At 68.3% G+C, this 24356-nt stretch carries 22 protein-coding genes; 9 read left to right on the top strand and 13 right to left on the bottom strand.

The annotated features are described in order from the left end of the window. Window positions 1-49 precede the first annotated feature (49 nt). The gene (locus ACQ754_RS10535) at window positions 50-2407 is read left to right on the top strand and encodes a putative bifunctional diguanylate cyclase/phosphodiesterase (RefSeq protein WP_440996986.1); all 2358 of its coding nucleotides are present in this window, start codon (window positions 50-52) and stop codon (window positions 2405-2407) included. Here the strand turns inward: ACQ754_RS10535 and ACQ754_RS10530 are convergent. The 5 genes from ACQ754_RS10530 to ACQ754_RS10510 all read right to left on the bottom strand — a co-directional run bounded on the left by ACQ754_RS10530 (window position 2404) and on the right by ACQ754_RS10510 (window position 8154). After that, window positions 2404-2946 (bottom strand): elongation factor P hydroxylase, encoded by a 543-nt coding sequence (locus ACQ754_RS10530; protein ID WP_440996985.1) that lies wholly within the window; start codon window positions 2944-2946, stop codon window positions 2404-2406. The genes ACQ754_RS10535 and ACQ754_RS10530 overlap by 4 nt on opposite strands. Next, a complete protein-coding gene (htpG, locus tag ACQ754_RS10525; RefSeq protein WP_440996984.1) occupies window positions 2943-4817 on the bottom strand; it encodes a molecular chaperone HtpG in 1875 nt (624 codons plus the stop codon). Before htpG ends, ACQ754_RS10530 begins: the two co-directional genes overlap by 4 nt. A 128-nt stretch (window positions 4818-4945) precedes the next feature. Then, the gene (gene ilvB, locus ACQ754_RS10520) at window positions 4946-6808 is read right to left on the bottom strand and encodes a biosynthetic-type acetolactate synthase large subunit (protein WP_440996983.1); all 1863 of its coding nucleotides are present in this window, start codon (window positions 6806-6808) and stop codon (window positions 4946-4948) included. Between the two features lie 229 nt (window positions 6809-7037). Beyond that, the gene (gene msrB / locus ACQ754_RS10515; RefSeq protein ID WP_440996982.1) at window positions 7038-7424 is read right to left on the bottom strand and encodes a peptide-methionine (R)-S-oxide reductase MsrB; all 387 of its coding nucleotides are present in this window, start codon (window positions 7422-7424) and stop codon (window positions 7038-7040) included. Further along, window positions 7414-8154 carry an SIR2 family NAD-dependent protein deacylase gene (locus ACQ754_RS10510; protein ID WP_440996981.1) on the bottom strand — a complete coding sequence of 247 codons (741 nt, stop codon included), beginning with the start codon at window positions 8152-8154 and terminating at the stop codon, window positions 7414-7416. Before ACQ754_RS10510 ends, msrB begins: the two co-directional genes overlap by 11 nt. Before the next feature lie 88 nt (window positions 8155-8242). Between ACQ754_RS10510 and serB the strand changes: the two genes are divergently transcribed. Both serB and ald read left to right on the top strand, forming a co-directional pair. Then, window positions 8243-9460, top strand: coding sequence for a phosphoserine phosphatase SerB (serB, locus tag ACQ754_RS10505; RefSeq protein WP_440996980.1), 1218 nt, complete (start codon window positions 8243-8245; stop codon window positions 9458-9460). 39 nt (window positions 9461-9499) lie between these two features. Continuing rightward, entirely contained in the window at window positions 9500-10618 is a 1119-nt protein-coding gene (ald, locus tag ACQ754_RS10500) for an alanine dehydrogenase (RefSeq protein WP_440996979.1), read from the top strand. Here ald and ACQ754_RS10495 read toward each other — a convergent pair. The 6 genes from ACQ754_RS10495 to ffh form a co-directional block, all read right to left on the bottom strand. Further along, the gene (locus ACQ754_RS10495; RefSeq protein ID WP_440996978.1) at window positions 10608-11639 is read right to left on the bottom strand and encodes a proline racemase family protein; all 1032 of its coding nucleotides are present in this window, start codon (window positions 11637-11639) and stop codon (window positions 10608-10610) included. The genes ald and ACQ754_RS10495 overlap by 11 nt on opposite strands. A gap of 142 nt (window positions 11640-11781) precedes the next feature. After that, window positions 11782-12153 carry a 50S ribosomal protein L19 gene (gene rplS / locus ACQ754_RS10490; RefSeq protein WP_440996977.1) on the bottom strand — a complete coding sequence of 124 codons (372 nt, stop codon included), beginning with the start codon at window positions 12151-12153 and terminating at the stop codon, window positions 11782-11784. An 11-nt stretch (window positions 12154-12164) separates the two neighbouring features. Then, window positions 12165-12917, bottom strand: coding sequence for a tRNA (guanosine(37)-N1)-methyltransferase TrmD (gene trmD / locus ACQ754_RS10485; RefSeq protein ID WP_440996976.1), 753 nt, complete (start codon window positions 12915-12917; stop codon window positions 12165-12167). 3 nt (window positions 12918-12920) lie between these two features. After that, a complete protein-coding gene (rimM, locus tag ACQ754_RS10480) occupies window positions 12921-13436 on the bottom strand; it encodes a ribosome maturation factor RimM (protein WP_440996975.1) in 516 nt (171 codons plus the stop codon). 21 nt (window positions 13437-13457) lie between these two features. Continuing rightward, window positions 13458-13721 carry a 30S ribosomal protein S16 gene (rpsP, locus tag ACQ754_RS10475; RefSeq protein ID WP_440996974.1) on the bottom strand — a complete coding sequence of 88 codons (264 nt, stop codon included), beginning with the start codon at window positions 13719-13721 and terminating at the stop codon, window positions 13458-13460. A gap of 110 nt (window positions 13722-13831) precedes the next feature. Continuing rightward, the gene (gene ffh / locus ACQ754_RS10470) at window positions 13832-15232 is read right to left on the bottom strand and encodes a signal recognition particle protein (protein WP_440996973.1); all 1401 of its coding nucleotides are present in this window, start codon (window positions 15230-15232) and stop codon (window positions 13832-13834) included. Window positions 15233-15321: 89 nt separating this feature from the next. Between ffh and ACQ754_RS10465 the strand changes: the two genes are divergently transcribed. Then, window positions 15322-16167, top strand: coding sequence for a cytochrome C assembly family protein (locus ACQ754_RS10465; protein ID WP_440996972.1), 846 nt, complete (start codon window positions 15322-15324; stop codon window positions 16165-16167). A 27-nt stretch (window positions 16168-16194) separates the two neighbouring features. Then, entirely contained in the window at window positions 16195-17463 is a 1269-nt protein-coding gene (locus ACQ754_RS10460; protein WP_440996971.1) for an HlyC/CorC family transporter, read from the top strand. Between the two features lie 9 nt (window positions 17464-17472). Here ACQ754_RS10460 and cysS read toward each other — a convergent pair whose 3' ends face one another. Together cysS and gltX are read right to left on the bottom strand one after the other, a co-directional pair. Then, window positions 17473-18855, bottom strand: a complete 1383-nt coding sequence (gene cysS / locus ACQ754_RS10455) for a cysteine--tRNA ligase (protein WP_440996970.1) — start codon at window positions 18853-18855, stop codon at window positions 17473-17475. Between the two features lie 19 nt (window positions 18856-18874). After that, on the bottom strand, window positions 18875-20290 hold the full coding sequence (gene gltX, locus ACQ754_RS10450) for a glutamate--tRNA ligase (protein ID WP_440997070.1): 1416 nt from the start codon (window positions 20288-20290) through the stop codon (window positions 18875-18877). 128 nt (window positions 20291-20418) lie between these two features. Between gltX and ACQ754_RS10445 the strand changes: the two genes are divergently transcribed. The 4 genes from ACQ754_RS10445 to ACQ754_RS10430 all read left to right on the top strand — a co-directional run bounded on the left by ACQ754_RS10445 (window position 20419) and on the right by ACQ754_RS10430 (window position 24233). Continuing rightward, a complete protein-coding gene (locus tag ACQ754_RS10445) occupies window positions 20419-21477 on the top strand; it encodes a phosphoribulokinase (protein WP_440996969.1) in 1059 nt (352 codons plus the stop codon). A 24-nt stretch (window positions 21478-21501) separates the two neighbouring features. Continuing rightward, window positions 21502-22599, top strand: coding sequence for a GGDEF domain-containing protein (locus tag ACQ754_RS10440; RefSeq protein ID WP_440996968.1), 1098 nt, complete (start codon window positions 21502-21504; stop codon window positions 22597-22599). Window positions 22600-22669: 70 nt separating this feature from the next. Next, window positions 22670-23782 carry a RuBisCO large subunit C-terminal-like domain-containing protein gene (locus ACQ754_RS10435; protein WP_440996967.1) on the top strand — a complete coding sequence of 371 codons (1113 nt, stop codon included), beginning with the start codon at window positions 22670-22672 and terminating at the stop codon, window positions 23780-23782. Beyond that, window positions 23772-24233 carry a cupin domain-containing protein gene (locus ACQ754_RS10430; RefSeq protein ID WP_440996966.1) on the top strand — a complete coding sequence of 154 codons (462 nt, stop codon included), beginning with the start codon at window positions 23772-23774 and terminating at the stop codon, window positions 24231-24233. Before ACQ754_RS10435 ends, ACQ754_RS10430 begins: the two co-directional genes overlap by 11 nt. Window positions 24234-24356 lie beyond the last annotated feature (123 nt).

The raw sequence follows: 24356 nt of genomic DNA, 5'->3' as shown, positions 1-24356 counted from the left end.
AGCGCCGATGAACGGCGGGGGCGAGCATCAATCATCACCACCGCGAGGCATGCTGACCGCGGCCGTGGCCTTACTCGGGGTGCTCCTCGCCGGCCTTACCGGCTACACCGCCTACACCCATGAACGGAGCAGCGTCGATACGGCATTCCGTACCGCGGGCCAGGAACACGCCGCCGCATTGGTGGACACGTGGCAGGATGAGCTGGCCAGCGTGGAGCAGATCGCCGACCTGTTTCGGGTGGGCTCGGTGGTCACCCGCTCCGAGTTCTCCCGGCTTGCCCGTTCCCTGCTCGCCCGCCACGATGCCGTCCGCGCCCTGGAGTGGGTGCCCCGGGTGACCGACCTCAGCCGTGAGGTGTTCGTCGCCCGGGTGCAGGGGGAGATCCCTGGCTTCGTCATCGCCGACCATGGCCCCGATGGCGAACTCGTGGCCGCCCCCCGACGGCCGGTGTATTTCCCCATACTCTACGTCGAGCCGCTCGAAGAGAACCGGGCGGCGCTCGGCTACGCCCCCTCGGAGCACCCGACGCGCAACGACGCCATCACCCGCGCCATCGAGCGGGGATCACTCACCGTAAGCGCAACGACGCGCCTGATCCAGGAGGACAACGCCCGCCCGGCGGTGCTGGGATTTGTGCCCGTGAGCAGCGCGGAGGGCTATGTCCACGCCCGGGGGGTGCGCGGACTCGCCGAGGGCGTATTCCACGTCGACCGGCTAGCCGGAAACGCCTTCGCAGCCCTGCAGAGCAGGGGCCTGGAGATCGCGCTGAGCGATGTCACCGATGATCCCAACGCCGCCCCGCTGCACACCGTTACCGGTGCGCACGATTCCCGCGCCTGGTATCAGTGGCCCGGCGAACAGATGCTGGAACGACGCTGGGGCATTGGCGGACGCAACTACGTCACCCGGATCCAGGCCGTCGGTGCGCGGTTCGCCTACGACCTACGCCTACCGGCGCTGGCCACCGGACTGGCCCTCGGCCTCGCCGTGCTGGCCACCTGGTTGGTACACACACTGCTCGCCCGGGAGCGAGCGGTACATACATTGGCCCAACGGCGGGCAGACCAGCTGGCGCATCTCAGCCGCCACGATCCCCTCACCGGCCTGCTCAACCGGGTCGGGTTCCAGCGCGAGCTCGAAGACGCCGTGGAGCGTATCCGAGAGGCCGGCAGCGGCACAGCCTGCGTCTGTCTCATCGATCTGGACCAGTTTAAGCTGGTCAACAACGTCAGCGGCCACCAGGCCGGTGACGCCCTGATCCGCGCGCTGGTGCCACGGTTGCGGGCGTTGTGCCGCCCGGATGACCGGCTGGCCCGGATCGGCGGCGACGAGTTCGGGCTGCTGTTGCCCAGCCTGGACGCCGCCGCGGCCTCCGCGCTTACCCGCCGCTACCTGGACGCGGTGGCCCTCACCCCCTTCCAATGGGGGCAACGGCAGTTCCCGGTGACCGCCAGCGCGGGGATCGTCGAGCTCAACGTGCGTACGGCCTCAACCACCAACGCCATGAGCAAGGCCGATGCCGCCTGCTACATCGCCAAGGAGCACGGCCGCAACCGCCTGCACGTGTTCCTGGAGGACGATCAGCTGAGCGAGCGCTTCCGCGATGAGATGTCCTGGGTGAGCGGGATACGCGAGGCCATGGGCGAGGGGCGACTGTGCCTCCATGCCCAGGCCATCCAGCCCATGCGGGGTCGCTCGCCCGGCCCACCGATACGGCGCATGGAGCTGCTGCTCCGCCTGCGCGAGCGGGACGGAACCCTCACCGCCCCCGGGACCTTCCTCCCGGCCGCCGAGCGCTACGGGCTGATGCCGGAGATCGACCGCTGGGTATTGGGCCGTCTCGCCCGGCGGATCCAGTCACGGCCGCCCCCTGAGGGGACCGTCTGGTTCGTGAATCTGTCCGGCCAGACCCTGGGCGACGCCGCCTTCTATGACTTTGTGCTGGACATCCTCGAGCATGGGGCGATCCCGCCGGAATCCCTGTGCTTCGAGATCACCGAGACCGCTGTGATCTCCAATCACTCCGCGGCCCAGGCATTCATCGAACGGTTGCGCCGCATCGGTTGCCGCTTCGCCCTCGATGATTTCGGCAGCGGCATGGCCTCGTTCGGCTACCTCAAGGAGCTGCCGGTGGACTACCTCAAGATCGACGGTACCTTCGTCCGCGGCATGCCCCATAGCACCCTGGATCGGGCCATCTGCGCAGCGATACAACGCCTCGCCGGCGAGCTCGGCATCGCCACCGTTGCCGAGGCGGTGGAGGACGCGGCGGTTCTGGAGGCCGTGCGCGGCCTGGAGGTGGATTACGCCCAGGGCTATCTGTTCGGCCGGCCGATGCCGCTGGAGGATTACCTGGACGGCAGGCCAGCGCAACAACTCACCGTCATCGACGGCTTCCGCGGCTAAATCGGAGGCAGCGCTTCCGGGCGTCGCATTCGCCCACCGAAGCGCTCCTCGAGCCGATGGGCGAAGCGCCGGCCCCGTGGCGGCAGGCCGTTGGCCAGCAAGACCTCCAACGCCCGGTGCACGGCACGCCGAAAGCCCTCCGGATCACCGGGATCTCCGTCGAGGTTGTCGACGCTCACCCGGAACGGGGCATCCGCCGCCAGGCTGAAGGCCCACTCCAGTGCCTGGGGACGGGCCTCCACACGTTCGAACACCGCCTGGGTATGGGCATCCCGGCCATCGCCCTCGTACCAGTAGCCGTAATCCACGCGACGCCGGCGCTCCCTGCCGGCGATGCACCAGTGGGCGACCTCGTGGAGCGCGCTGGCGAAGAAGCCATGGGCAACGATCACCCGGTGATACGGGCATTCCGCATCCGCCGGCCGATACAGCGGTTCGCTGCCGCCACGCACCAGCCGGGTGTTCTCAGCCGAGAACTCGTCGTTAAACAGGGCGACGAGGATCTCCAGGTCATGGCGCGGACGGAGACAGCCGCTCAATCCCCACCCTCGAGCAGGCGATTCATTCGCCGGACGAAGGCCGACGGGTCCTCCAGCTGGCCGCCGCCGGTGAGCTGCGCCTGCTCGAGCAGCAGCAGTGCCCAGTCCTCGAAACGCTCACCGGTGGACTCCGCCTCCAACTTGCGGATCAGGGCATGGTCCGGGTTGATCTCCAGCGAAGGCGCCCCCTGGGGCATGTCGTGGCCCGCGGCCTTGAGCATGCGCTGGAGATTCATACCCAACTCGTACTCGCCCACTACCAGGCAGGCGGGGGAGTCGGTGAGTCGATCGCTGACCCGCACCTCGGAGACACGCTCGCCCAAGGCCTCCTTGAGCCTGTCGGTGAGCGGCTTCAGGGCCTCGGCGCGCTCCTCGCGGGCCTTTTTCTCCGCCTCGTCCTCGAGCTCGTCGAGGTCGAGCTCGCCCTTCGCCACCGACTGCAGGGGATAGCCCTGGAATTCGTTGAGATGGGTGGCGAGCCATTCATCGATGGGCTCGTGGAGCAGCAGCACCTCCACCCCCTTCTTGCGGAAGACCTCCAGGTGGGGGCTGTTCAGGGCGGCGTTCAAGCCCTCCGCGGTGACGTAATAGATGTGCTTCTGGCCCTCGCGCATGCGCGCGACATAGTCGGCGAGGGAGACGTTGCCCTTCGCGTCCGGATCCTGGGTCGACGAGAAGCGAAGCAAGCCGGCGATGCGCTCGCGGTTGCCGGGGTCCTCGATCACCCCCTCCTTGAGCACCGGCCCGAAGGCGGCCCAGAACTCCGCATACCGCTCCGGCTCATCGCTGGCCATCCGCTCCAGGGTGTCGAGGATGCGCTTGACCGAAGCGCCGCGGATGCGGTCGACGAGCTTGTTGTGCTGTAGCAGCTCCCGGGAGACATTCAACGGGAGGTCATCGGAGTCGATGACACCGCGGACGAAACGGAGATAGCGCGGCATCAGGTGCTCGCTGCCCTCCATGATGAACACCCGCCGGACATAGAGCTTGACGCCGTGGCGCTGCTCTGGCTCGAAGAGGTCGAAGGGCCGGCGCTTGGGGAGGTACAGCAGCGAGGTGTAGGCCTGGTTACCCTCCACCTTGTTGTGGATCCACGTCAGCGGCTCCTCGAAATCGTGGGCCACGTGCTTGTAGAACTCGACGTATTCCTCGTCGCTGATCTCGTTCTTCGGGCGCATCCACAGCGCCGCCGCCTGGTTGACGGTCTCCTCCTCGCCGCCCTCTTCCGTGGGCATGCGGATGGGCAGGGAGATATGGTCGGAGTAGCGGCGGATGATGCCCTTGAGCCGCTCGGGCTCCAGGAACTCGTCGCGATCCTCGGCGAGGTGCAGGATCACCCGTGTACCACGTCGGGGATTCTCCTCGTAGGCGATCGAGTAGGCGCCCTTGCCGTCGGAGGACCAGTGCACGCCGAGCTCCGGCTTATCGCCGGCGCGGCGGGTGTGGACGTCGACACGCTCGGCGACGATGAACGCCGAATAGAAACCTACACCGAACTGGCCGATGAGCGCGGCATCGGCCTTCTGGTCACCGGTAAGGGCGTCGAGGAAGTGGCGGGTTCCCGAGCGCGCGATGGTGCCCAGGTTCTCCACCACCTCGTCGCGGCTCATGCCGATGCCGTTATCCTCGACGGTAATGGTGCGCGCCTCCTTGTCCACGGATACCCGGATCGCTAGCTCCGGGTCGTCCTCGAGGAGCGACTCGTCGGTGAGCGCCTCGAAGCGCAGCTTATCCGCGGCGTCGGAGGCATTGGAGATCAGCTCCCGGAGAAAGATCTCCGGATTGCTGTACAGCGAGTGGATCATCAGATCCAGCAGCTGCTGGACCTCGGTCTGGAACTCCAGGGTCTCGGTCTGTGCCTCAGTGGTCATGATGTCTTCCGTTCCCGTGATGGATGATTTTCCCGCACACGGGCCCAGCGATAGTGACGGTGGAGGGGATTTTCAAGCAGACGCGGGACCCCGCAGGGTCCCGCCATCATAGCCATACAGAACCGCAGTCAGAACATTTCCGACTGCGAGAGGCGATCCGAGCGATCGTCGGGCTCCCCGTGGTCCCGGGAACCGATATGCTCGCCGGTCACCATCTCCCGGTAACTCATCCCGGGGCCCACCATGGGATACACCCCCGCGTCCGGGTCCACTACCACCTCCAGGAAGGCCGGACCGGCGAAGCTAACGAAGGCCTCCAGGGCGTCGGCGAGCTCGGACTTGTCGGTGATCCGCCGTGCGAACGCGAAACCGTCGGACTCCGCGGCCTTGACGAAGTCCTTGCGGTGGAGGGACTTATCGCTGGCCGAGAAACGGTCCTCGAAGTACAGCCGCTGCCACTGCCGGACCATACCGTCACAGCTGTTGTTGAGCAGCAGGATCTTCACCGGCAGGTTGTAGGTGGTCACCGTCTCCATCTCGCCGAGGTTCATGCGGATACTGCCGTCGCCGTCCACGTCGATGACCAGCGCGTCCGGATGGGCGAACTGGGCGCCGATGGCCGCCGGCAGGCCGAAGCCCATGGTCCCCATGGACCCGGAGGTCAACCACTGCCTCGGCCGGTGGAAATCCAGGTACTGGGCGGCGAACATTTGGTGCTGGCCGACGCCGGTGGAGACGATGGCGTCCCCCTTGGTGAGGCCGTTGAGCAGCTCCAGCACGTGCTGCGGCTGGATCAGGGGGTTGTCCCGGTCGAAGTTCATCGGGTACTTCTCGCGCAGCCCGCGCACGTGCTCCAGCCAGGGGCCGAAGTCCCGGCGGAAGCCCTCGTGGCGACCGAATTCCACGAGCTGGCGCAGCGAGCGCCCGGCATCACCGACGTGGGCCCAGTCCACCATCTTCACCTTGCCGATCTCGGCGGCATCGATGTCGATATGCGCCACATGCTCCGCCATGGGCGCGAAAAGCTCCGCCTTGGCGGCCACTCGGTCGTCAAAGCGCGAACCCACCGCGATGATGAAGTCGCAGTCCTCCACCGCGTAATTGGCATAGGCGGTGCCATGCATGCCGAGCATGTGCAGGGAAAGATCGTCGGTGGTGTCGATGGCACCGAGCCCCATCACTGTGGTGACCACCGGGACGCCGAAGGCATGGGCGAACTCGGTCAGCGCATCGCCGGCATCGCTGTTGATCACGCCGCCGCCGACATAGAGCAACGGCCGCGACGAGTGGCCGAGAAGCTCGAAGAACTGCCGGCACTTGCGCTCGGAGAGCTTGGCCTGACGCAAGGACTCCATGCGCTGGCGATAGCCACGGATATCCAGCAGGCCCTCACCGCGGAACTCGCCAACCCAGTTCTGCACGTCCTTGGGGAGGTCCACCACCACCGGCCCCGGACGCCCCGAGCGGGCCACCTCGAAGGCCGTGCGCATGGTCGCCTCCACATCCTCCGGGCGGGTGATCAGGAAGACATGCTTGGCGCAGTTGCCCATGATGTTGACGATGGGGGCCTCCTGGAAGGCATCGGTGCCCATGGCACCCCGCGCCACCTGGCCGGTGATCGCGACCACCGGGACCGAGTCCGCCATGCAGTCGCGGATGGGCGTCACCGTATTGGTCGCGCCGGGCCCGGAGGTGACCAGGAAGACCCCCACCTTGCCGGTGCTACGGGCATAGCCCGCCGCCATGAAGCCGGCGCCCTGCTCGTTGGCGGGCACGATGAGCTGCATGGGATCACCACCGTCGTCATGGCGGTGGCGCTCGTTGTAGCGGAAGACCGCATCGTAGGTGGGCAGGATGGCCCCGCCGCTGTAGCCGAATACGGTGTCGACCCCCTCGTCGGCCAGTACCTGTACGACCATCTCCGCGCCGTTCATCTGCTCGCCGGCGAGGGGATGGTGGGTGCTGGGGATACGGGGTGCCTGTTCCGTCATGACTCGATCTTCACGCTGGATTGGAAGGGCCTCGGGATACGAGGGGTTGACCTGTCAATATAATCCCCGCCCGGAGGGCGGCACAAGCGCCGGGGAGCCCGGCCGCAAGCAGTAGTTGGTCGATGCCCCGGCAACGGATATGGCACCGCGCCATGGGGAGGCGTTGCTCATGGGAAGGGCGGCACCGGCCCTGCCCGGGTTACCCGTTCACCGGGCCGTCACCCCGCGATCACTCTCGGCCGTGGAACGCCAGGGCCGCGGAGTTGATGCAGTAGCGCAGGCCCGTCGGCGACGGGCCATCGGGGAAGACATGCCCGAGGTGGGCGCCGCAGTGGCGGCAGTGGACCTCGGTGCGATGCATGCCGAGGCTCCTGTCGTCGGACTCACCGATCTCCGCACCCTCGGCCGGCTGCCAAAAGCTCGGCCACCCGCTGCCGGAATCGTATTTCTCCCGGGAGTCGAACAGCGGCGTCCCGCAGCAGATGCAGTGGTAGGTGCCATCGCCCTTAAAGTCATGGTACTCGCCGGTAAAGGCGGGCTCGGTGCCCTTCTCCCGGGTCACCCGGTACTGTTCCGGTGTCAGCCGCTGGCGGAATTCGCTGTCGTCATGGCTCATGGTGATCCCCTCTGCGTTGCCGGATCGCCGCCACCAGCGCCGGCAGGGTCTGGTCGGCGCGGCCCCGCAGCGACCAGCGGGCCTGGCCAGTGAGCAGGGTCGCCTCGGTGTTGATCTCCCCGACGGGCACGCCGGCCGCCAGGGCCTCCCAGGGCAGTTCCGCCGCCGGGCGCACCAGCGAGGAGGTGCCGATGCTGAGCACGCAGTCCGCACCCCGAACGGCGGCAAGGGCATCGGCGAGCGCCTGCTCCGGCAACGCCTCCCCGAACCAGACCACGTCCGGTCGCATCAGCGCCCCGCAGTGCGGGCAGGGCGGCGGCGATTCCGCGGCGGAGGCCGGCGTGCGGGTGCCGCACACGGCGCTGCAGCGATCCCGGTCCAGCCGGCCGTGGAGCTCGATGACCGCCTTGCTCCCGGCCCGCTGGTGCAGGCCGTCCACATTCTGGGTGATCACCGTGACACGCCCGGGCCACTCGGCAAGGGCGATGTGGGCGTCATTCGGCCACACCCGGGCGAGCAGCGAGCGCCGCCAGGCATACCAGGACCACACGAGCTGCGGGTCCCGGGCGAAGGCCTCCGGCGTGGCCAGCTCCATGGGGTCATAGCGGGCCCACAGGCCGGTCTGGGCATCGCGGAAGGTGGGCACGCCGCTCGCCGCGGACACGCCGGCGCCGGTCAGCGCCACCACCGATGCGGCACCCGCCAGGTGCCCTGCCAGTGCGTCGATCATGCGCCCACAATACCAAGCCCGCGCGGGCAAGGTCTCCTCCCATGTCCTACAATGGCGGCCCTTCGGCAGACACGGGGACCGCGCCTGGATGAGCGACGTCGTACTGATCAATATCTCGGGGCAGGACAAGCCCGGAATCACCTACGCGCTAATGGACATCCTCGCCGGCTATGGCGCCCGGGTGCTGGATATCGGCCAGGCCGTGATCCACGACACCCTGGCGCTGGGGATGTTGATCCGCATCCCCGAGGAGTCGCGGAACGCACCGGTGCTCAAGGACCTGCTGTTCGAGGCGCACAAACTGGAACTGCAGGTCCGCTTCACCCCCATCGAGGCCGGGGACTACGACCAGTGGGTGGCCCACGGCGGGGCGCCGCGCTACGTGCTCACCCTGCTCGGGCGGCGGGTGACCGCTGAGCAGATCGGACGCATCGCCCATGTCATCACTGACCAGGGGCTCAACATCGAGGATATCGCGCGGCTGTCCGGGCGCAGCGGCCTCCACGAGGAGAGCGAGCAGAGCCGCGCCTGCATCGAGCTCACGCTGCGCGGCGAGCCCCGGGACCCGGACGAGATGAAGGCCCGGTTCGTGCGGATCTCCGAGGAGCTCGGCGTGGACATCTCCTTCCAGGCGGACAACTTCTACCGCCGCAACCGCCGGCTGGTCGTCTTCGACATGGACTCGACGCTGATCCAGCAGGAGGTCATCGACGAGCTCGCCGCCGAGGCGGGGGCGGGGGAAGCCGTGGCACGGGTCACCGAGGCCTCCATGCGCGGCGAGATCGACTTCCGCGAGAGCCTCCGCCAGCGGGTGGCGGCCCTTGAGGGGTTGCCGGAGCGGACCCTCCAGCGGGTGGCCCAACGGCTGACCCTCACCGAGGGCGCGGAGCGGCTGATCCGCACCCTCCAGCTCCTCGGCTACCGCACCGCGGTAATCTCCGGTGGCTTCACCTACTTCGGCCACCACCTCCAGCGCCGGCTCAACCTGGACTACGTCCATGCCAACGAGTTGGAGATCGTTGACGGCAAGCTCACCGGACGTGTGGACGGCCCCATCGTGGACGGACCACGCAAGGCGGAGCTGCTCAGCGAGATCGCCAGCCAGGAGGGGATCAACCTCGAGCAAGTGGTGGCCGTGGGCGACGGCGCCAACGACCTCCCCATGCTCAAGCTCGCCGGCCTGGGCATCGCCTTCCATGCCAAGCCGCTGGTCCAGCAGCGCGCCCGACAGGCGATTTCCACGGTGGGTCTGGACGGCATCCTCTACCTTATGGGTATGAAGGATGCGGAACTGCCCGACTACTGAGACACTCGGGGGAAACGCGGCGCCGCAAGGGGAAACGGCATGCTGGTAGGGGTACCGAAGGAAATCAAGAACCGCGAGTACCGCGTCGGGCTCACGCCGGACAGCGTGCGGGAATTCGTCGCCCATGGCCATCAGGTCCTGGTCGAGCATGACGCCGGCCAGGGCGTGGGCTACAGCGCCGAGGACTACCGGCGCGCGGGGGCCACCATCGCCGACGAGGCCTCGCGGATCTATCGCGAGGCGGAGCTCATCGTCAAGATCAAGGAACCCCAACCCGACGAGCGTCGCCAGCTCCGCCCGGACCAGATCCTGTTCACCTACCTCCACCTCGCGCCGGACCCCGAGCAGACCCACGATCTCGTGGACAGCGGCGCGGTGTGCATCGCCTACGAGACCGTGACCGATGAGCACGGCGGGCTGCCCCTGCTGGCCCCCATGTCCCAGGTCGCCGGCCGGATGTCCATCCAGGCCGGCGCCCATTGCATGGAGAAGGCCGCCGGGGGTGCCGGCATCCTCCCGGGCGGTGTGCCCGGTGTGCCGCCGGCGCGGGTCACGGTCATCGGCGGTGGCGTGGTGGGGGAAAACGCCATTGCCATGGGCATCGGTCTGGGGGCCCACGTGGTCGCCCTGGACCGGGACGTCAACGTGCTGCGCCGCCTCGCCACACACTTCGGCCCGGCGCTCACCACCGTCTACTCGTCGCGGCAGGCGGTGGAAGACCAGGTGCTGGCGGCGGACCTGGTGATCGGCGCGGTGCTCATCGCCGGTGCGGAGACGCCGAAACTGGTTACCCGCGAGATGGTCTCACGGATGCGCCCCGGAAGCGTGCTGGTGGACGTGGCCATCGATCAGGGGGGCTGTTTCGAGACCTCCCACCCCACCACCCACGACGCCCCCACCTTCACCATCGATGGCGTCGTCCACTACTGCGTGGCCAACATGCCCGGGGCGGTGCCGCGGACCTCCACGCTGGCGCTCAACAACGTCACCCTGCCCTACGCCCTGGCACTGGCCGACCAGGGCTTCCCCCAGGCGCTGGCGAACGATCCGCACCTGCTTGACGGGCTCAACGTCTGCCGCGGCCACGTCACCTACAAGGCGGTGGCCGACGAGCTGGGCTATCCCTACGTCCCGCCGCGGGAGGCCCTCAAGGGCTGACCCGCCCCCAGAGCTCGGCCGGGACCGCAAAGCCGTCGGCGAGGGGATCCCCCGCCTCGACGACGAACCGGGATTCCCCGACGTAGTGGCTCCGGCCAGTGACCGTGACCACCACGGCGCCGTCGCTGCCGGTCTCCCGGATGGTGGCCCGGAACTCCCCACCACTGATCCCCTGGAAGACCCGCTCCTCGCCCGGCGCAGCCTCGCCCCGGGCGTGGGCCAAGGCCAGGCGCGCGGTGATCCCGGACCCGGTCGGGCTGCGGTCCACCTGTCCACCGCCGAAGATGCACACGTTGCGGCTGGGTTCGCCAGGCCACCCGGGGCGATCGTCGGTGAGGATGGTACCGTAGAGGAAGCCCAGATCCTCGGCATCCGGGTGCCCCACGTCCAGCTGTGAGCGCGCCGCGGTGGTGACCCGCCGGGCGAGCCCGAGGAGCTCTTCATAGGGCGCATCGGTAAGCGCCATCCCTAGCCGTGAGACCGGGAGGATGACGTAGAAGGCCCCGCCGTAGGCCACATCCACGGTGATGGGACCGTAGCCGGGCACCTCCACGGAGGCATCGAGGTGGCTAGCGAACGCCGGCACGCTGTCGAAGCTCACGGGGCCGGGCCGGCCCGCGGCGTCCGCGGCCACGCGCACCGCCACGGGACCACAGGGGCATTCCAGCAGGAACGACGCCCCGCTCGCCTCCATGGGCACGATCCCCCGATCCACGGCATAGCGCCCCAGGGCGATAGTGGCATGCCCACACATGGTGCTGTAGCCCTCGTTATGGGTGAACAGCACCGCCATGGCAGCGTCGGGGTGGCCGGGCCGAGTGGGCCAGACGCCATACATGTCGGCGTGGCCCCGAGGTTCGAGCATCAGCCGCCGGCGCACATGGTCGTGCCGGTTCATGGCGTCACGGCGCCGCTGCAGCAACGTCGCACCGGCCAGCTCCGGCAATCCCCCCGTGAAGATACGCACCGGCTCACCAGCGGTATGCATGTCCACCACCGTGTACTCGGTATCACGCCCCATCGCCTGCTGCCTCCCGTCGAATCCGGAACCGTCGCGATAGGATATTGTATAAAATATACATACGCCAGCACGGCCACAGGGTTTGAAACGACAGCGGCCCCGCCGGAGCGGGGCCGCTTCAGGGATCGCCGAATTGAGCCGCCTAGTTGGCGCCCTTGCTCTTGACCTTCTCCTTGATGCGGGCGGCCTTGCCCTGGCGCTCGCGGAGGAAGTAGAGCTTGGCACGACGAACGTCGCCCTTGCGGCGCACCTTGATGCTCTCGATCACCGGGCTGTGCAGCGGGAACACGCGCTCCACGCCCTCGCCGTGAGAGGTCTTGCGCACAGTGAACGAGGAGTTGACCCCGCGGTTGCGCTTGGCGATGACCACCCCTTCGAAGGGCTGGGTGCGCTCGCGGTTGCCCTCCTTGACCCAGACGTTCACCAGCACGGTGTCGCCCGGGGCGAACTCGGCGACGTTGCGCCCGGACTTCTCGATCTCTTCCTGCTCAAGTTCTTTGATGATGTTGCTCATGACCTCAACCCCTAGCGTTCCGAGTCCCCTCGGTACTCGTCGATGAATTCCTGCAGCAATGCCCGGGCCTGTTCGTCCAGCCCCCCTTCCGGGAGCAGCTCCGGGCGGCGCAACCATGTCCGGCCGAGGGCCTGCTTCCGCCGCCAGCGCTCCACCGCCTGGTGGTTACCACCGAGCAGCACCTCCGGCACCCGCCGACCCTCTATCTCCTCGGGCCGGGTGTAATGCGGGCAATCGAGCAGCCCGCCGACAAAGGAGTCCTCGATGGCGGAATCCGCATGCCCCAGCACCCCCGGCACCATGCGGCTCACCGCATCGACCACCATCATCGCCGGCAACTCGCCGCCGCTGACCACGAAGTCCCCCACTGAGACCTCCTCGTCGACCTCGGCCTCGATGAGCCGCTCGTCGACGCCCTCGTAGCGGCCGCACAGCAGGATCAGCCCCGCCATCTCCGCCCATTCCGCCACCCGGCCCTGGGTAAGGGGCCGTCCCTGGGGGCTGAGATACACCAATGGCGCCCCCGCCGGTGCGCACGCGCGTGCCGCGCGGATCGCCCCCTGTAGCGGCTCGACCTTCATAACCATACCCGGTCCACCGCCGTAGGGACGATCGTCGACGCTACGGTGTCGGTCCGTGGCATAGTCCCGGGGGTCCCAGGTATGCACCCGGATGAGCTCGGCCTCAACGGCCCGCCGCGTCACCCCGAAATCCGTGATCGCCCGGAACATCTCCGGGAAGATCGTGATCGCGTCGAAGCGCACCGCTCAGTCTTCCGGGTTCCAGTCGACCTCGAGCAACCCCGCCGCGAGATCAACCCGGGTCACGTACTCCCCCGGCACGAACGGGATCAGGCGCTCCCTTTCCCCGCTGACCACCAGCACGTCATGGGCACCGGTCTCGATGAGGTCTTCGACCTCGCCGAGGGAGACCCCATCGGCGTTGACCACCCGTAGCCCGATCAGATCGTGCCAGTAGTACTCGCCCGACTCCGGGTCCGGCAATGCGTGCCGGGGGATGGTCACCCGCGCGCCCATCAGCGCCCGCGCGGCATCCCGATCCTCGATGCCCTCGAGCCTGGCGACAAGGCCCTTGCCCTGGCGCCAGCCCTCGAGCAGGGTGTGCGGCCGTGGCATCGCGCCGGCGCTCACCAGCCACCACTGCCGGTACTCGAATATGTTCTCCACGGGGCGTGTCCAGGAGAAGACCTTCACCGCCCCGTGCACGCCGTGGACACCGACGACTTCGCCGAGGACCACCTCCTCATCGTCGCCACGGCCCATGGCAGCGCAGAGCGCCTATGCTCAGGCCTCCGCGGCGCCCGCCGCCTTCCGCGCCTTGCGGATAAGGCCGGCGGCGGTCTCGCTCGGGCGCGCACCGCGCTCGAGCCAGTGGTCGATCCGCTCGAGATCCAGCTTCAGCGGGACCTCCTGGCCGGCGGCCACCGGGTTGTAGAAGCCCAGCCGCTCGATGAACCGCCCGTCGCGCGGATTGCGGCTCTCGGTCACGATCAGGTGGTAGAAGGGCCGCTTCTTGGCGCCGCTACGTGCAAGACGAATGGTTACCATCGCGTACGTTAATCCCCTGTAATCGGCAATCGGATTTCGGGCTACCGAGTAAAACGCGGGAGTTTACTGGAAACCCGCTCGATAGAAAAGGCGGCCAGCGCCGCGGCAGATCAGCGCAGGAAACCCGAGGGGCCGCCCGGCGGCATACCCCCGCCGGGCGGGAACCCACCGCCTCCTCCGGCGCCAAGTTGGCGCATCATCTTCTGCATGCCGCCCTTCTTCATCTGCTTCATCATCTTCTGCATCTGCTTGTGCTGCTTGAGCAGGCGATTGACGTCCTGGACCTGCAGCCCGCAGCCGCGGGCGATGCGGCGCTTGCGTGATCCGTTGATGACCTCCGGCTTGCGCCGCTCCTTCGGGGTCATCGAGTCGATGATGGCGATCTGGCGGCGCACCTGCTTCTCGCCCATCTGGCTCTCGACCTGCTCGGTGAGCTTGCCCATGCCGGGGAGCTTGTCCATGAGCCCGCCCATGCCACCCATCTTGGTAATCTGCTGCATCTGGCTGCGCAGGTCCTCGAGGTCGAAGCCCTTGCCCTTCTTGAGCTTGGCGGCCATCTTCTCGGCTTCGCGCTGATCCACCGAGCGCTCCACATCCTCCACGAGACTGAGGACATCGCCCATGCCGAGGATTCGCGAGGCCACGCGGTCGGGGTGGAAGGGCTCCAGCGCATCAGTCTTCTCGCCGACACCGAGGAACTTGATGGGCTTGCCGGTGATATAGCGAATGGACAGCGCGGCGCCGCCGCGGGCATCGCCGTCGGTCTTGGTGAGGATGACGCCGCTCAACGGCAGCGCCTCGTCGAAGGCGCGGGCGGTGTTGACCGCGTCCTGGCCGGTCATGCTGTCGACAACGAACAGCGTCTCCACCGGATCGAGGGCGGTGTGGACGCGCTTGACCTCGTCCATCATCTCCTCGTCGACGTGGAGCCGGCCGGCAGTATCCACCAGAAGGACGTCGTAATACTCCCGGCGGGCGCGTTCCAGTGCCACCTGGCCGGCCGCCACCGGATCGTCGCTGGAGGCGGTGGGCTGGAAGTCCACACCCACCTCGCCGGCGAGGCGCTCGAGCTGATCGATGGCGGCCGGACGGTAGACGTCGAGGGAGACGGTGAGGACCTTCTTCTTGCGGTCCTCGGCGAGCCAGCGGCCGAGCTTGCCGATGCTGGTGGTCTTGCCCGAGCCCTGCAGGCCGGCGACCAGCACCACGGCGGGGGGACGGGTGGCGAGATCGAGGTCGGCATTCTCCTCGCCCATGACCCGCACTAGCTCGTCGCGCACGATCTTGATGAAGGCCTGGCCCGGGGAGAGGCTTTTCATCACCTCGGCGCCAAGGGCACGCTCGCGGACGTCGTTGACGAAGGCCTTGACCACCGGCAACGCCACGTCCGCCTCGAGCAGCGCCATGCGCACCTCTCGGAGGGTGTCGCGAATGTTGTCCTCGGTGAGACGCCCCTGGCCGCGTAGCCGCTTGGAGATGCCCTCGAGCCGTTCACTGAGATTGTTGAACATCGTACGCTCCGGCTTTGGTCCGTAACAGCCGCCCATTATAGCGATCCTATCGCCGCCTTTGGGACTCGAAGCGGAAACCGAGGTATGCGATGATCGGCGGCAATTCAGCGAGCACGCCGGTGCGGATGAGTCACCCCCTTTTGCCCGTCGCCGTCATCGCCCTTTACGCCGTCGCCGCCGTGGTGCTGGCCCTGCGCCTCGGGCGGCATCTCCCCGCCGGCGGAGGTAGTCGAGCGGCCGCGCTGGGCACGGCCGCCGCGGCGGTAATACTGCATGCCGTACTGGTGTGGAAGACCACCTGGCAGGCGGACGGCCTCAATCTGCGGTTGTTCAACGCCGCCTCGCTGATCGGCTGGGTGATCTCCGCGCTGCTGGTAACGGCGGCCAGTCGCCGTCCGCTGGAGAATCTCGGGGTCATACTGTTTCCGCTGGTGGCGCTGACGGTAGCGCTGCAGTGGCTGCTCGGTGTCCCCCAGGCGGTGACCACACCGCGCATGGCGCCGGTGGATACGCACGTGCTGCTATCCGTGCTCGCCTACAGCGTCCTCGGCATCGCCGCCGCCCAGTCGCTGTTGCTCGCCGTCCAGGAACACCAGCTCCGTCACCGCCACCCCGGTGGCTTCCTGCGCCTGCTGCCGGCCCTGCAGGACATGGAACGGCTGCTGTTCACCATGCTTCGCGTGGGGTTCGTGCTACTCACCGCCTCGCTGGCCACCGGCTGGCTGTTCGTCAGCGACCTTTTTGCGCAGCACCTGGTGCACAAGACGGTGCTCACCATGCTCGCGTGGGTGCTGTTCGCGGTGCTGCTGGCCGGTCGCTGGCGGTTCGGCTGGCGTGGCCAGACCGCCGCCCGCGGTACCATGGCCGCCTTCCTGGTGCTGGCCGTGGGCTACTTCGGCAGCAAGTTCGTGCTCGAGCTGTTGCTGGGCGCATGACCACGCCACCGGGCTGAGGCAGCGAGCATGGAAGGCATTCCGCTATCGGCGTTGTTTATCGCGCTGGCCGTCTCCCTGGTCCTCTCCGGGTGCTTCTCCGGCTCGGAGACGGCGCTGATGACGCTCAACCGGTACCGCCTCCGCCACCTCGCCGACGAGGGGCGACGGGGCGCGCGCATCGCCGAACGACTGCTCGAGCGCCCGGACCGGCTCATCGGCGTGATCCTCATCGGCAACAATCTGGTCAACATCCTTGCCGCCCAGATCGCGACGGTGATCGCGCTGCGCCTCGGTGGTGAGAGCGCCATCGCCATCGCCACCGGCGGGCTCACCCTGGCCATCCTGATATTCTCCGAGGTCACGCCGAAGACCCTCGCCGCCCTCCATCCGGAGCGTGTTGCCTTTCCCGCGTCCTATGCCCTCTCGCCGCTGCTGCGCGCACTCTATCCGGTGGTCTGGCTGATCAATCTCATCGCCAACGGCCTGCTGCGGACGGTGGGCGTGCATCCTGTCGACGGCAAGGACTCCACCATCAGCCGCGAGGAGCTGCGCACCGTGGTCAACGAGGCGGGTGCGATGATCCCGCGACGCCATCAGCGCATGCTCACCAACATCCTCGACCTGGAGAAGGCCACCGTCGAGGACATCATGATCCCGCGCAACGAGATCGTGGGCATCGATTTGGAGCAAGACTGGGAGACCATCCTCGAGCACATCGCCAACACCGAGTACACCCGCATGCCCGTCTACCGGGGCGCGGTGGACGAGGTCGAGGGAATACTGCACATCCGTAGGATCCTGACCAGCCTCCTCGACGGCGCGCTCACCCGCGAATCGCTGATCGCGGAAATGGATGCCCCCTACTTCGTGCCCGAGGCCACGCCGCTACACGTGCAGCTGATGAATTTCCAGGCTCGCCGCCGGCGCATCGCCCTGGTGGTGGACGAATACGGCGACATCATGGGGTTAATCACCCTCGAAGACCTGCTCGAGGAGATCGTCGGCGAGTTCACCACCGACCCGGCGGAGATGATCCGCGACGTCCACCCCCAGGCCGACGGATCCTTCCTCGCCGAGGGTAGTGCCAGCGTCCGTGAGCTGAACCGCACCCTCGGCAGCGAGATCCCCACCACCGGCCCCAAGACCCTGAACGGTCTGATCCTCGAACAACTCGAAACCATCCCCGAACCGGGCACCAGCTTCCAGCTGCACGGCTACCCGGTGACCATCATCCAGACCCAGGGCAATCGGGTGAAACTCGCCCGCATCCAGCCGCCCGGGACGCCGGAGCACTGAGCCCCCGACCTAGCGTGCCCGGCGCCAGGTAGTACCTTCCGGGCTGTCCTCGATGACCACCCCCTGGGACTGCAGCTGCTCGCGGATAGCATCGGCACGGGCGAACTCCCGATTGCGACGAGCCTCGGCACGCTCAGCGATGAGCCGCTCGACCTCGGCGTCGTCCGGCCCGCCCGCAGGGCTGCCCTTTAGGAATGCCTCGGGATCGTCCCGGAGCAGCCCCAGATCGGCACCCAGCTCGCGCAGCAGCGCGCCGAGGCCCGCCGCGTCCCGCTCCCCGGCCTCGCGGGCGCGGTTGACCACCCGGGCCAGCTCGAAGAGCACCGCCAGTGCCTCCGGCGTATTGAAGTCATCATTCATCGCCGCATCGAAGCGCGCGCGCCAGTCCTCCGGATCCACCGGCTCGGCATCCGGCAGGCCGCGCAACGAGCGGTAGAGCCGCTCCAGGGCCGCGGCCGAGGCCTCCAGGGACTCTCCGGTGTAGTTCAGCGGGCTTCGGTAGTGACTGGTAAGCAGGAAGTGACGCACCACCTCCGGCGGGTGCTCGGCCAGGATATCGCGGACGGTGAAGAAGTTACCGAGGGATTTGGACATCTTCTCATCGTCGATGCGGACGTGGCCGTTATGCATCCAGTAGTTGACGAAGGTCTCGCCACAGGCGGCCTCGGACTGGGCGATCTCGTTCTCGTGGTGTGGGAACTTGAGGTCCAACCCGCCGCCATGGATATCGAAGTGCGGCCCCAGGGCCTCGGTGGACATGGCCGAGCACTCGATGTGCCAGCCCGGCCGTCCCTGCCCCCAGGGCGAAACCCAGCTGGGCTCACCGGGTTGCGCCGCCTTCCACAGCGCGAAATCGGCCGGGTCGCGCTTGGCCTCCCCCGGCTCGATGCGGGCCCCGGCGCGCAAGTCCTCCAGGCGCTCGCCGGAGAGCTTGCCGTACTCCGGAAAGCGCTCGACGGCGTAGTAGACATCCCCGTTATCCGCCACGTAGGCATAGCCGCGCTCGAGCAGCCGCTCGATCATGGCGATGATGGCATCCATGTGCGCCGTGGCCCGGGGCTCCCGATCCGGACGCAGGCAGCCCAGGGCGTCGGCATCCTCGTGCATCGCCGCGGTGAAACGCGCGGTCAGCGCCTCCGGCGACTCCCCGCTCTCCGCGGCCCGGCGGATGATCTTGTCGTCTACATCGGTGATGTTGCGAACATAGCGCACGTCGAAGCCGAGCCGGCGAAGGTGACGCACCACCGTGTCGAAGACCACCATCGCCCGAGCATGGCCGAGGTGGCAGTAATCGTAGACGGTCATGCCGCAGACGTAGATGCGGACATTGCCCGGCTCCATGGGCTCGAAGGTCTCCTTGCGGCGGGTCAGGCTGTTGTAAATCTGCAGCATCGTTACCTTCCTGATGGGTTCACGCGTTACCGGAGGCGGCGACCCGCGCCGCCGCCTCCAGTCGCTGGCGCGCGCGCCCGGATCCCATGAGCGCCAGGGCCTCGCCGAGGGCGGGCCCCGAGGTCACCCCGGTAAGCGCCACGCGCAGGGGCAGGAACAGCGCCTTGCCCTTGCATCCGGTGCGTTCGCGCAGCGCGGCCGTGAGGGCGGGCCAGTCGCTGCCCACGGCATCGAGGGCCGCCGTGGCGGCATCGAAGAACTCCGGGCCCGCCTCGCGAAGCACCTGCGGCGACTCCACGAACGGTTCACCGAAGAGCCGCCCCGCCCATTCCTGCACATCCTCCGGGAAGCTGACGTTCGGCCGGACCAGCTCCAGGAAGGCCATCCGAGCGTCTGCGGGGACACGATCGTCACCGGCTAGCCAGGCCTCCAGCACACCGACATCGACACGGGCAACGGCCTGGCGCTGCCAGTGTGCCAGCTGTCCCGCATCGAAGCGCGCCGGTGCCCGGCTGAGACGCTCCACGGAAAAGGCCTCGGTCATCCCCGACAGGGACAGCAACTCCTCGCTGGTGGTGTGGTGCCCGAGCCGGAAGAGGTAGTTCAATATCGCCGTCGGCAGGTAACCGGCCTCCTCCAGCTCCACGAGGCTACGGCTGCCATTGCGCTTGGAGAGCGGCGCACCATCGTCGCCGAGGATCAGCGGCAGGTGCCCATAGTACGGCGCCTCGAGACCCAGGGCCTCGAGAAGCAGGAGCTGCCGCGGGGTATTGGCCACGTGGTCCTCGCCACGGAGGACATGGGAGACCCCCATCAGCGCATCATCGACTGCGTTGCAAAACAGGAACGCCGGTGTGCCATCGGCACGGCGGATCACGAAGTCGCCGATGTCATCGGTGAGAAAGCGCTGCTCGCCGCGGACCATATCGGCGAATGCCAACTCCCGGGCGGGGGCCACCCGGAAACGCAGGCTCGCCGGCTCACCCGCGGCCAACCGGCGCTGCGCCTCCGCCGGATCGATCCCCGCACAGGTACCAGGATAACGGGGCGCCCGTCCCGCGGCCCGCTGGGCGCGGCGGTTACGCTCCAGGGTCGCCTCGCTGCAGAAGCAGGGATATGCATGACCGCCCTCCCGGAGGCGGCGATACAGTGCGTCGTAGACCCCGCCACGTTCCGACTGGCGAGCACCGCCCTCGGGGCGCTCCTGCCCCGGGCCCTCATCCCAGCGCAGGCCGAGCCAGCGCAGGCCCTCAAGGAGGGAACGCTCGGCGGCCGTGCTGCTCCGCGCCGCGTCACTGTCCTCAAAGCGCAACAGGAACCGGCCACCGCACTGCCAGGCCAGCAGGGCACTGAACAGCGCCGCCCGGACGTTGCCCAGGTGCATCGCCCCGGTCGGGCTGGGGGCGAAACGGGTTCTTACCACCGGCATGCTCATGACGGCGGGATGGTAGCCGAAAGCCGTTCGCCCCACCAACTTCCTGCGGTTTGACAAGGCGGGGATGCGGCGCACAATTACGCCGTAACCACCCATCCGCGGTCTGCGGCCAAGCGGAGAGCCGAACCATGGCACACACCCCGGAGACGCCCGGCAGCTACGCCGGCAGCGGGGACGGCGATCTGCAGGCGCTGCTTGCCGCCGCCGATCGCCCCGTTATGGTGGCCGTCGCCGGCGACAGCGGCAGCGGCAAGTCCACCTATGCCCGCGGGATCGAGCGACTGCTCGGCACCGGCATGGTGGCGACGCTCACCCTCGATGGCTATCACAAGGAGGACCGCGCCGCCCGGCGGCGCAGCGGCCGCTCCCCCCTGGACCCCCGGGCCAACCACCTCCCGCTAGTGCGCGAGCACCTGGCGGCCCTGCAACGCGGGGAGACGGTGGAGGTCCCCACCTATGACCACGCCAGCGGGCGGTTCGGGCCCACCCGCCGCTTTGCGCCCGCGGCGGTGATCCTCGTCGAGGGGCTGCACGCCCTGTACCCGGAATTCCTCAGCTTCATGGACTTCCGCCTGTACGTGGACCCGGAGCGCGAGGTCAAGCGCCGTTGGAAGCTCCAGCGGGATACCCGTCAGCGGGGCTATTCCGAGGCGCAGGCCCGCGAGGAGATGGATCGCCGCGAGGCGGATTATCAACGCTGGATCGACTTCCAGAAGGCCAACGCCGATGTCATCGTGCGCATCAACGACAGCGAGCTCCGGGACCTCGCCGTCGATGAGCTCAAGGTCCAGGTCCCCGAGCACTGCCACCACATGGAGGTGATCGTCACCCCCACGGAGAGCGCGCTACCATCCTTGCATCTGCCGGTGGATCTCAACGACATGACCCAGCAGCAGGCCATGCCGTTTATGCTTGCCAACGTACCCAGCAGCTTCTGGGGACGGGCGGTGAACGTGGTCCACATCGACGGGGCCATCCCGGCGCGGGCCCTCGCCCAGCTGGAATCCGATATAATGCGTCTGACCGGCATCCACGGTACCGCCCCTTCGGCTGCCGGCGGCTCCGCCGAACCATCCACCATCGTGTTCACCCAACTCCTGGTTGCGTGGCCTTTTCTGGGCCATGTGCTCGCGCTCCTGCGACAACGGCAGCGGACCGTGACAGGGGACGCCGGGGGCCAAGGGTAGCGACGACGCCGCGGGGAATGGACCATGGCGCGCAAGCGCAGCGCAGACGAGATCGGGGAGCGGTTACGGCAGCTGCTCATCCAGCAGGAGGACCTCCGCGGCCAGCTCAGCTCGCTGACCGAGCGCATGTCCGAGGAGGTCGCCGAGCTGGAACAGCGCGGCGGTGCCGCCAGCCACGAGACCCCCGAGCGACGCCTGAACATGGACCAGGTACTGGACCTCCTCGGCCATCTCGCCGTGGCGCCCACCGAGTCCGACGCCTCTGAGGTCATCGTCTCGGCGGCGCGCCAGCTCCTGCCCGGGAGCCGGGGGGCGCTCTGCCTCGCGGGCGAGGACGGCACCATGGCGGTGACCGCGGTCTGGGACGCGGAGGATCAATGGAACCGCCCCTATCGCCGTGACCTGCCGGACACCCCTCCCCGGCGTCTCGCGAACCGGGTCTCCGCCGGCCCCACCGGCGAGGGACGCGTGTTCCCCGCACGGGGATTCGGCCTCTTGGTCGGGGAGCTTCGCGTCTGGCCGGAGGACGATGACACCGCCGGACTATGGGGACGCTGCGAGCTGCTCGCCCGCAGCGCCGGGCTGGTACTCGCCGGCATGCGGCTGCAGCGTCAGCTTCGCGAACAAAGTGTCCGCGACCCCCTTACCGGCCTACTCACCCGCGGCTACCTGATGGAGGCGCTTCCCCGGGAGCTCGACCACGCCGCGAGCGCCGAGACGAGCACGGGGCTACTCATCCTGGACATCGACCGCTTCAGCGTGTTCAACGACCGCCACGGCGCGGAGGTGGGCGACCGGTTGCTGGTGCGCATCGGTGAGACGCTGCGCGGGCAATCGCCCCGCGCCGCCGTCAGTTGCCGCTACTCCGGGGAACGGTTCGCGGTGCTCCTGCCATCGACCCCGGCGGCGGAGGCTACCACGCGGGCGGATGCCCTGCGCCGGGCCATTGGCGGGCTGACCGTTTCCGGGGCGGAAGGGGAAACGGCGACGGTCACGGTCTCCGTGGGTGTTGCCTGCGCCCCGGAGAACGCCCGGGACGCCGATGCCCTGATCGCCGCCGCCGAGGCAGCGATCTTCGACGCCCGTCAGCATGGCGGCGACGCCGTCGGCCATGCCGGCTGAACGGCCGGCGTTGTACGTCCCCAACCGCGGCGGCATAGGGTGCGCCCCCGACACGTATCGGATAGGAACATTGACCGACACACACATCCGCGCCACCTATGAGATCCGCCCGGGCCGCGGCGGCGACGCCGAGGCCCGGGCCCGGGACATCGCCCTGGAGCAGACCGTGGAGCTGCCCGAGAAGCTCGTCCCGGATACGGCCCGCGGGATGACGGGCTCGATCCACTCGCTGGAACCGGTCGGACGCGATCGCTGGCATGCGGCCATCGATTTCCCCCTGGCGGTGACCGGCACGGAGTGGCCGCAGCTGATGAACGTGCTCTACGGCAATATCTCCCTGAAACGGGGGTTCCGGCTGGTCGACCTTGCCTGGCCACAGTCACTGCTAACGGCCCTGGGGGGACCGGGGCACGGGATCGCGGGGCTGCGCCGGCTCACCGGCGTGCACACTCGGGCGATGCTCGCCACCGCATTGAAACCCGTCGGCCTCTCCGCGACCGAGCTGGCGGAGCGCTGTGCAGCCTTCGCTCGTGGCGGGGTCGATGTCATCAAGGACGACCATGGGCTGGCCGATCAGGCCCCTTCCCCCTTCGCCGACCGCCTCACCGCCTGCCAGGCCGCCGTGGAAGCCGCCAACGCGGAGACCGGCCGGCACTGCCGCTATTTCCCCAATGTCACCGCGGCACGGCCGAAGCTACTGGAACGAGCAGCGGCCGCCCGCGATGCGGGCTGTGTCGGCGTGCTGGTCAACCCATGGCTGGTGGGGCCGGACGCGATGATGAGCCTGCGCGACGAGTTCGGCCTGGCGGTGCTTGCCCACCCGGCGTTGACCGGTAATGGCATCGGCGGGACATCCGGGATCGCCGCGGACCTGCTGCTCGGAGAGCTATTCCGCGTCGCCGGGGCGGACGCCGTCATCTACCCCAACCAGGGCGGCCGCTTCGGTTTCTCCCGGGCCGCCTGCGAGCGGATCAATCACCGGCTGCGCCGCCCGCTCGGCGGGCTGCGTGCGGCGATGCCAACCCCCGGCGGCGGTCTGGATGTCGCCCGGGTGGGTGCTTGGGCACAACGCTATGGCCACGATACCCTGTTCCTCATCGGCGGCAGCCTCTACGCCCGGGGGGATATCACCGCCGCCGCCCAGCAGCTGATCCGGGCCCTGGAACACCGCAATGGCCGATGAACCGCGCAGCAAGATCATCCGCTCCCGGGACTATCGCTGGGAGGTGCCGCTACGCGAGTACAAGAGCGAGGGCACCCATTTCCGGGACATCACCCGTCAGACCCTGCTTGGTGAGGGCAGCGGCGAGGGCGCGCTGAACTTCATTACCCGTTACTTCGAGATCCAGCCCGGGGGCTACTCGACGCTCGAGCACCATGCCCACCCCCATTCGGTGGTGGTGATCCGGGGCCGCGGCGAGGTCATCCTCGGCGACCGCGTGGAGCCGCTCGCGTTGCACGATGTGGTCTATATCGCGCCGCACACCCTGCATCAGTTCCACGCCACCGGCGAGGAGCCGCTCGGATTCCTCTGTATCGTCGACCGCGAGCGCGACCGGCCGGTTTTACCGGGGGACGACGAGCTCGCCGAACTGGAGGCCGCCCCGGAGGTTCATCGGCGCCTGCGCACGTAGGCGCCTGCCTGCCACCGAACTCCCGCCCGGCCCTTCGCGGGCGAGGCCCGCTCCTACACTGCCAGCGACAGCCCCCGCGTAGGAGCCTGCCTGCAGGCGAACGCCCGCCCAGCCCCTCGCGGG

Origin of the sequence: Arhodomonas sp. SL1 (assembly GCF_052060015.1) — a bacterium.
Taxonomy (GTDB): domain Bacteria; phylum Pseudomonadota; class Gammaproteobacteria; order Nitrococcales; family Nitrococcaceae; genus Arhodomonas.
This window is presented reverse-complemented; position numbering and strand designations above follow the sequence as displayed.

Bases quoted from the DNA above. Each gene is read 5' to 3' on its own strand.
- ACQ754_RS10535 (WP_440996986.1), top strand. From the start codon at position 50: ATGCTGACCGCGGCCGTGGCCTTACTCGGGGTGCTCCTCGCCGGCCTT.
- htpG (WP_440996984.1), bottom strand. From the start codon at position 4,817: ATGACCACTGAGGCACAGACCGAGACCCTGGAGTTCCAGACCGAGGTC.
- ilvB (WP_440996983.1), bottom strand. From the start codon at position 6,808: ATGACGGAACAGGCACCCCGTATCCCCAGCACCCACCATCCCCTCGCC.
- msrB (WP_440996982.1), bottom strand. From the start codon at position 7,424: ATGAGCCATGACGACAGCGAATTCCGCCAGCGGCTGACACCGGAACAG.
- ACQ754_RS10510 (WP_440996981.1), bottom strand. From the start codon at position 8,154: ATGATCGACGCACTGGCAGGGCACCTGGCGGGTGCCGCATCGGTGGTG.
- serB (WP_440996980.1), top strand. From the start codon at position 8,243: ATGAGCGACGTCGTACTGATCAATATCTCGGGGCAGGACAAGCCCGGA.
- ald (WP_440996979.1), top strand. From the start codon at position 9,500: ATGCTGGTAGGGGTACCGAAGGAAATCAAGAACCGCGAGTACCGCGTC.
- ACQ754_RS10495 (WP_440996978.1), bottom strand. From the start codon at position 11,639: ATGGGGCGTGATACCGAGTACACGGTGGTGGACATGCATACCGCTGGT.
- rplS (WP_440996977.1), bottom strand. From the start codon at position 12,153: ATGAGCAACATCATCAAAGAACTTGAGCAGGAAGAGATCGAGAAGTCC.
- rimM (WP_440996975.1), bottom strand. From the start codon at position 13,436: ATGGGCCGTGGCGACGATGAGGAGGTGGTCCTCGGCGAAGTCGTCGGT.
- rpsP (WP_440996974.1), bottom strand. From the start codon at position 13,721: ATGGTAACCATTCGTCTTGCACGTAGCGGCGCCAAGAAGCGGCCCTTC.
- ffh (WP_440996973.1), bottom strand. From the start codon at position 15,232: ATGTTCAACAATCTCAGTGAACGGCTCGAGGGCATCTCCAAGCGGCTA.
- ACQ754_RS10465 (WP_440996972.1), top strand. From the start codon at position 15,322: ATGATCGGCGGCAATTCAGCGAGCACGCCGGTGCGGATGAGTCACCCC.
- ACQ754_RS10460 (WP_440996971.1), top strand. From the start codon at position 16,195: ATGGAAGGCATTCCGCTATCGGCGTTGTTTATCGCGCTGGCCGTCTCC.
- cysS (WP_440996970.1), bottom strand. From the start codon at position 18,855: ATGCTGCAGATTTACAACAGCCTGACCCGCCGCAAGGAGACCTTCGAG.
- gltX (WP_440997070.1), bottom strand. From the start codon at position 20,290: ATGAGCATGCCGGTGGTAAGAACCCGTTTCGCCCCCAGCCCGACCGGG.
- ACQ754_RS10445 (WP_440996969.1), top strand. From the start codon at position 20,419: ATGGCACACACCCCGGAGACGCCCGGCAGCTACGCCGGCAGCGGGGAC.
- ACQ754_RS10440 (WP_440996968.1), top strand. From the start codon at position 21,502: ATGGCGCGCAAGCGCAGCGCAGACGAGATCGGGGAGCGGTTACGGCAG.
- ACQ754_RS10430 (WP_440996966.1), top strand. From the start codon at position 23,772: ATGGCCGATGAACCGCGCAGCAAGATCATCCGCTCCCGGGACTATCGC.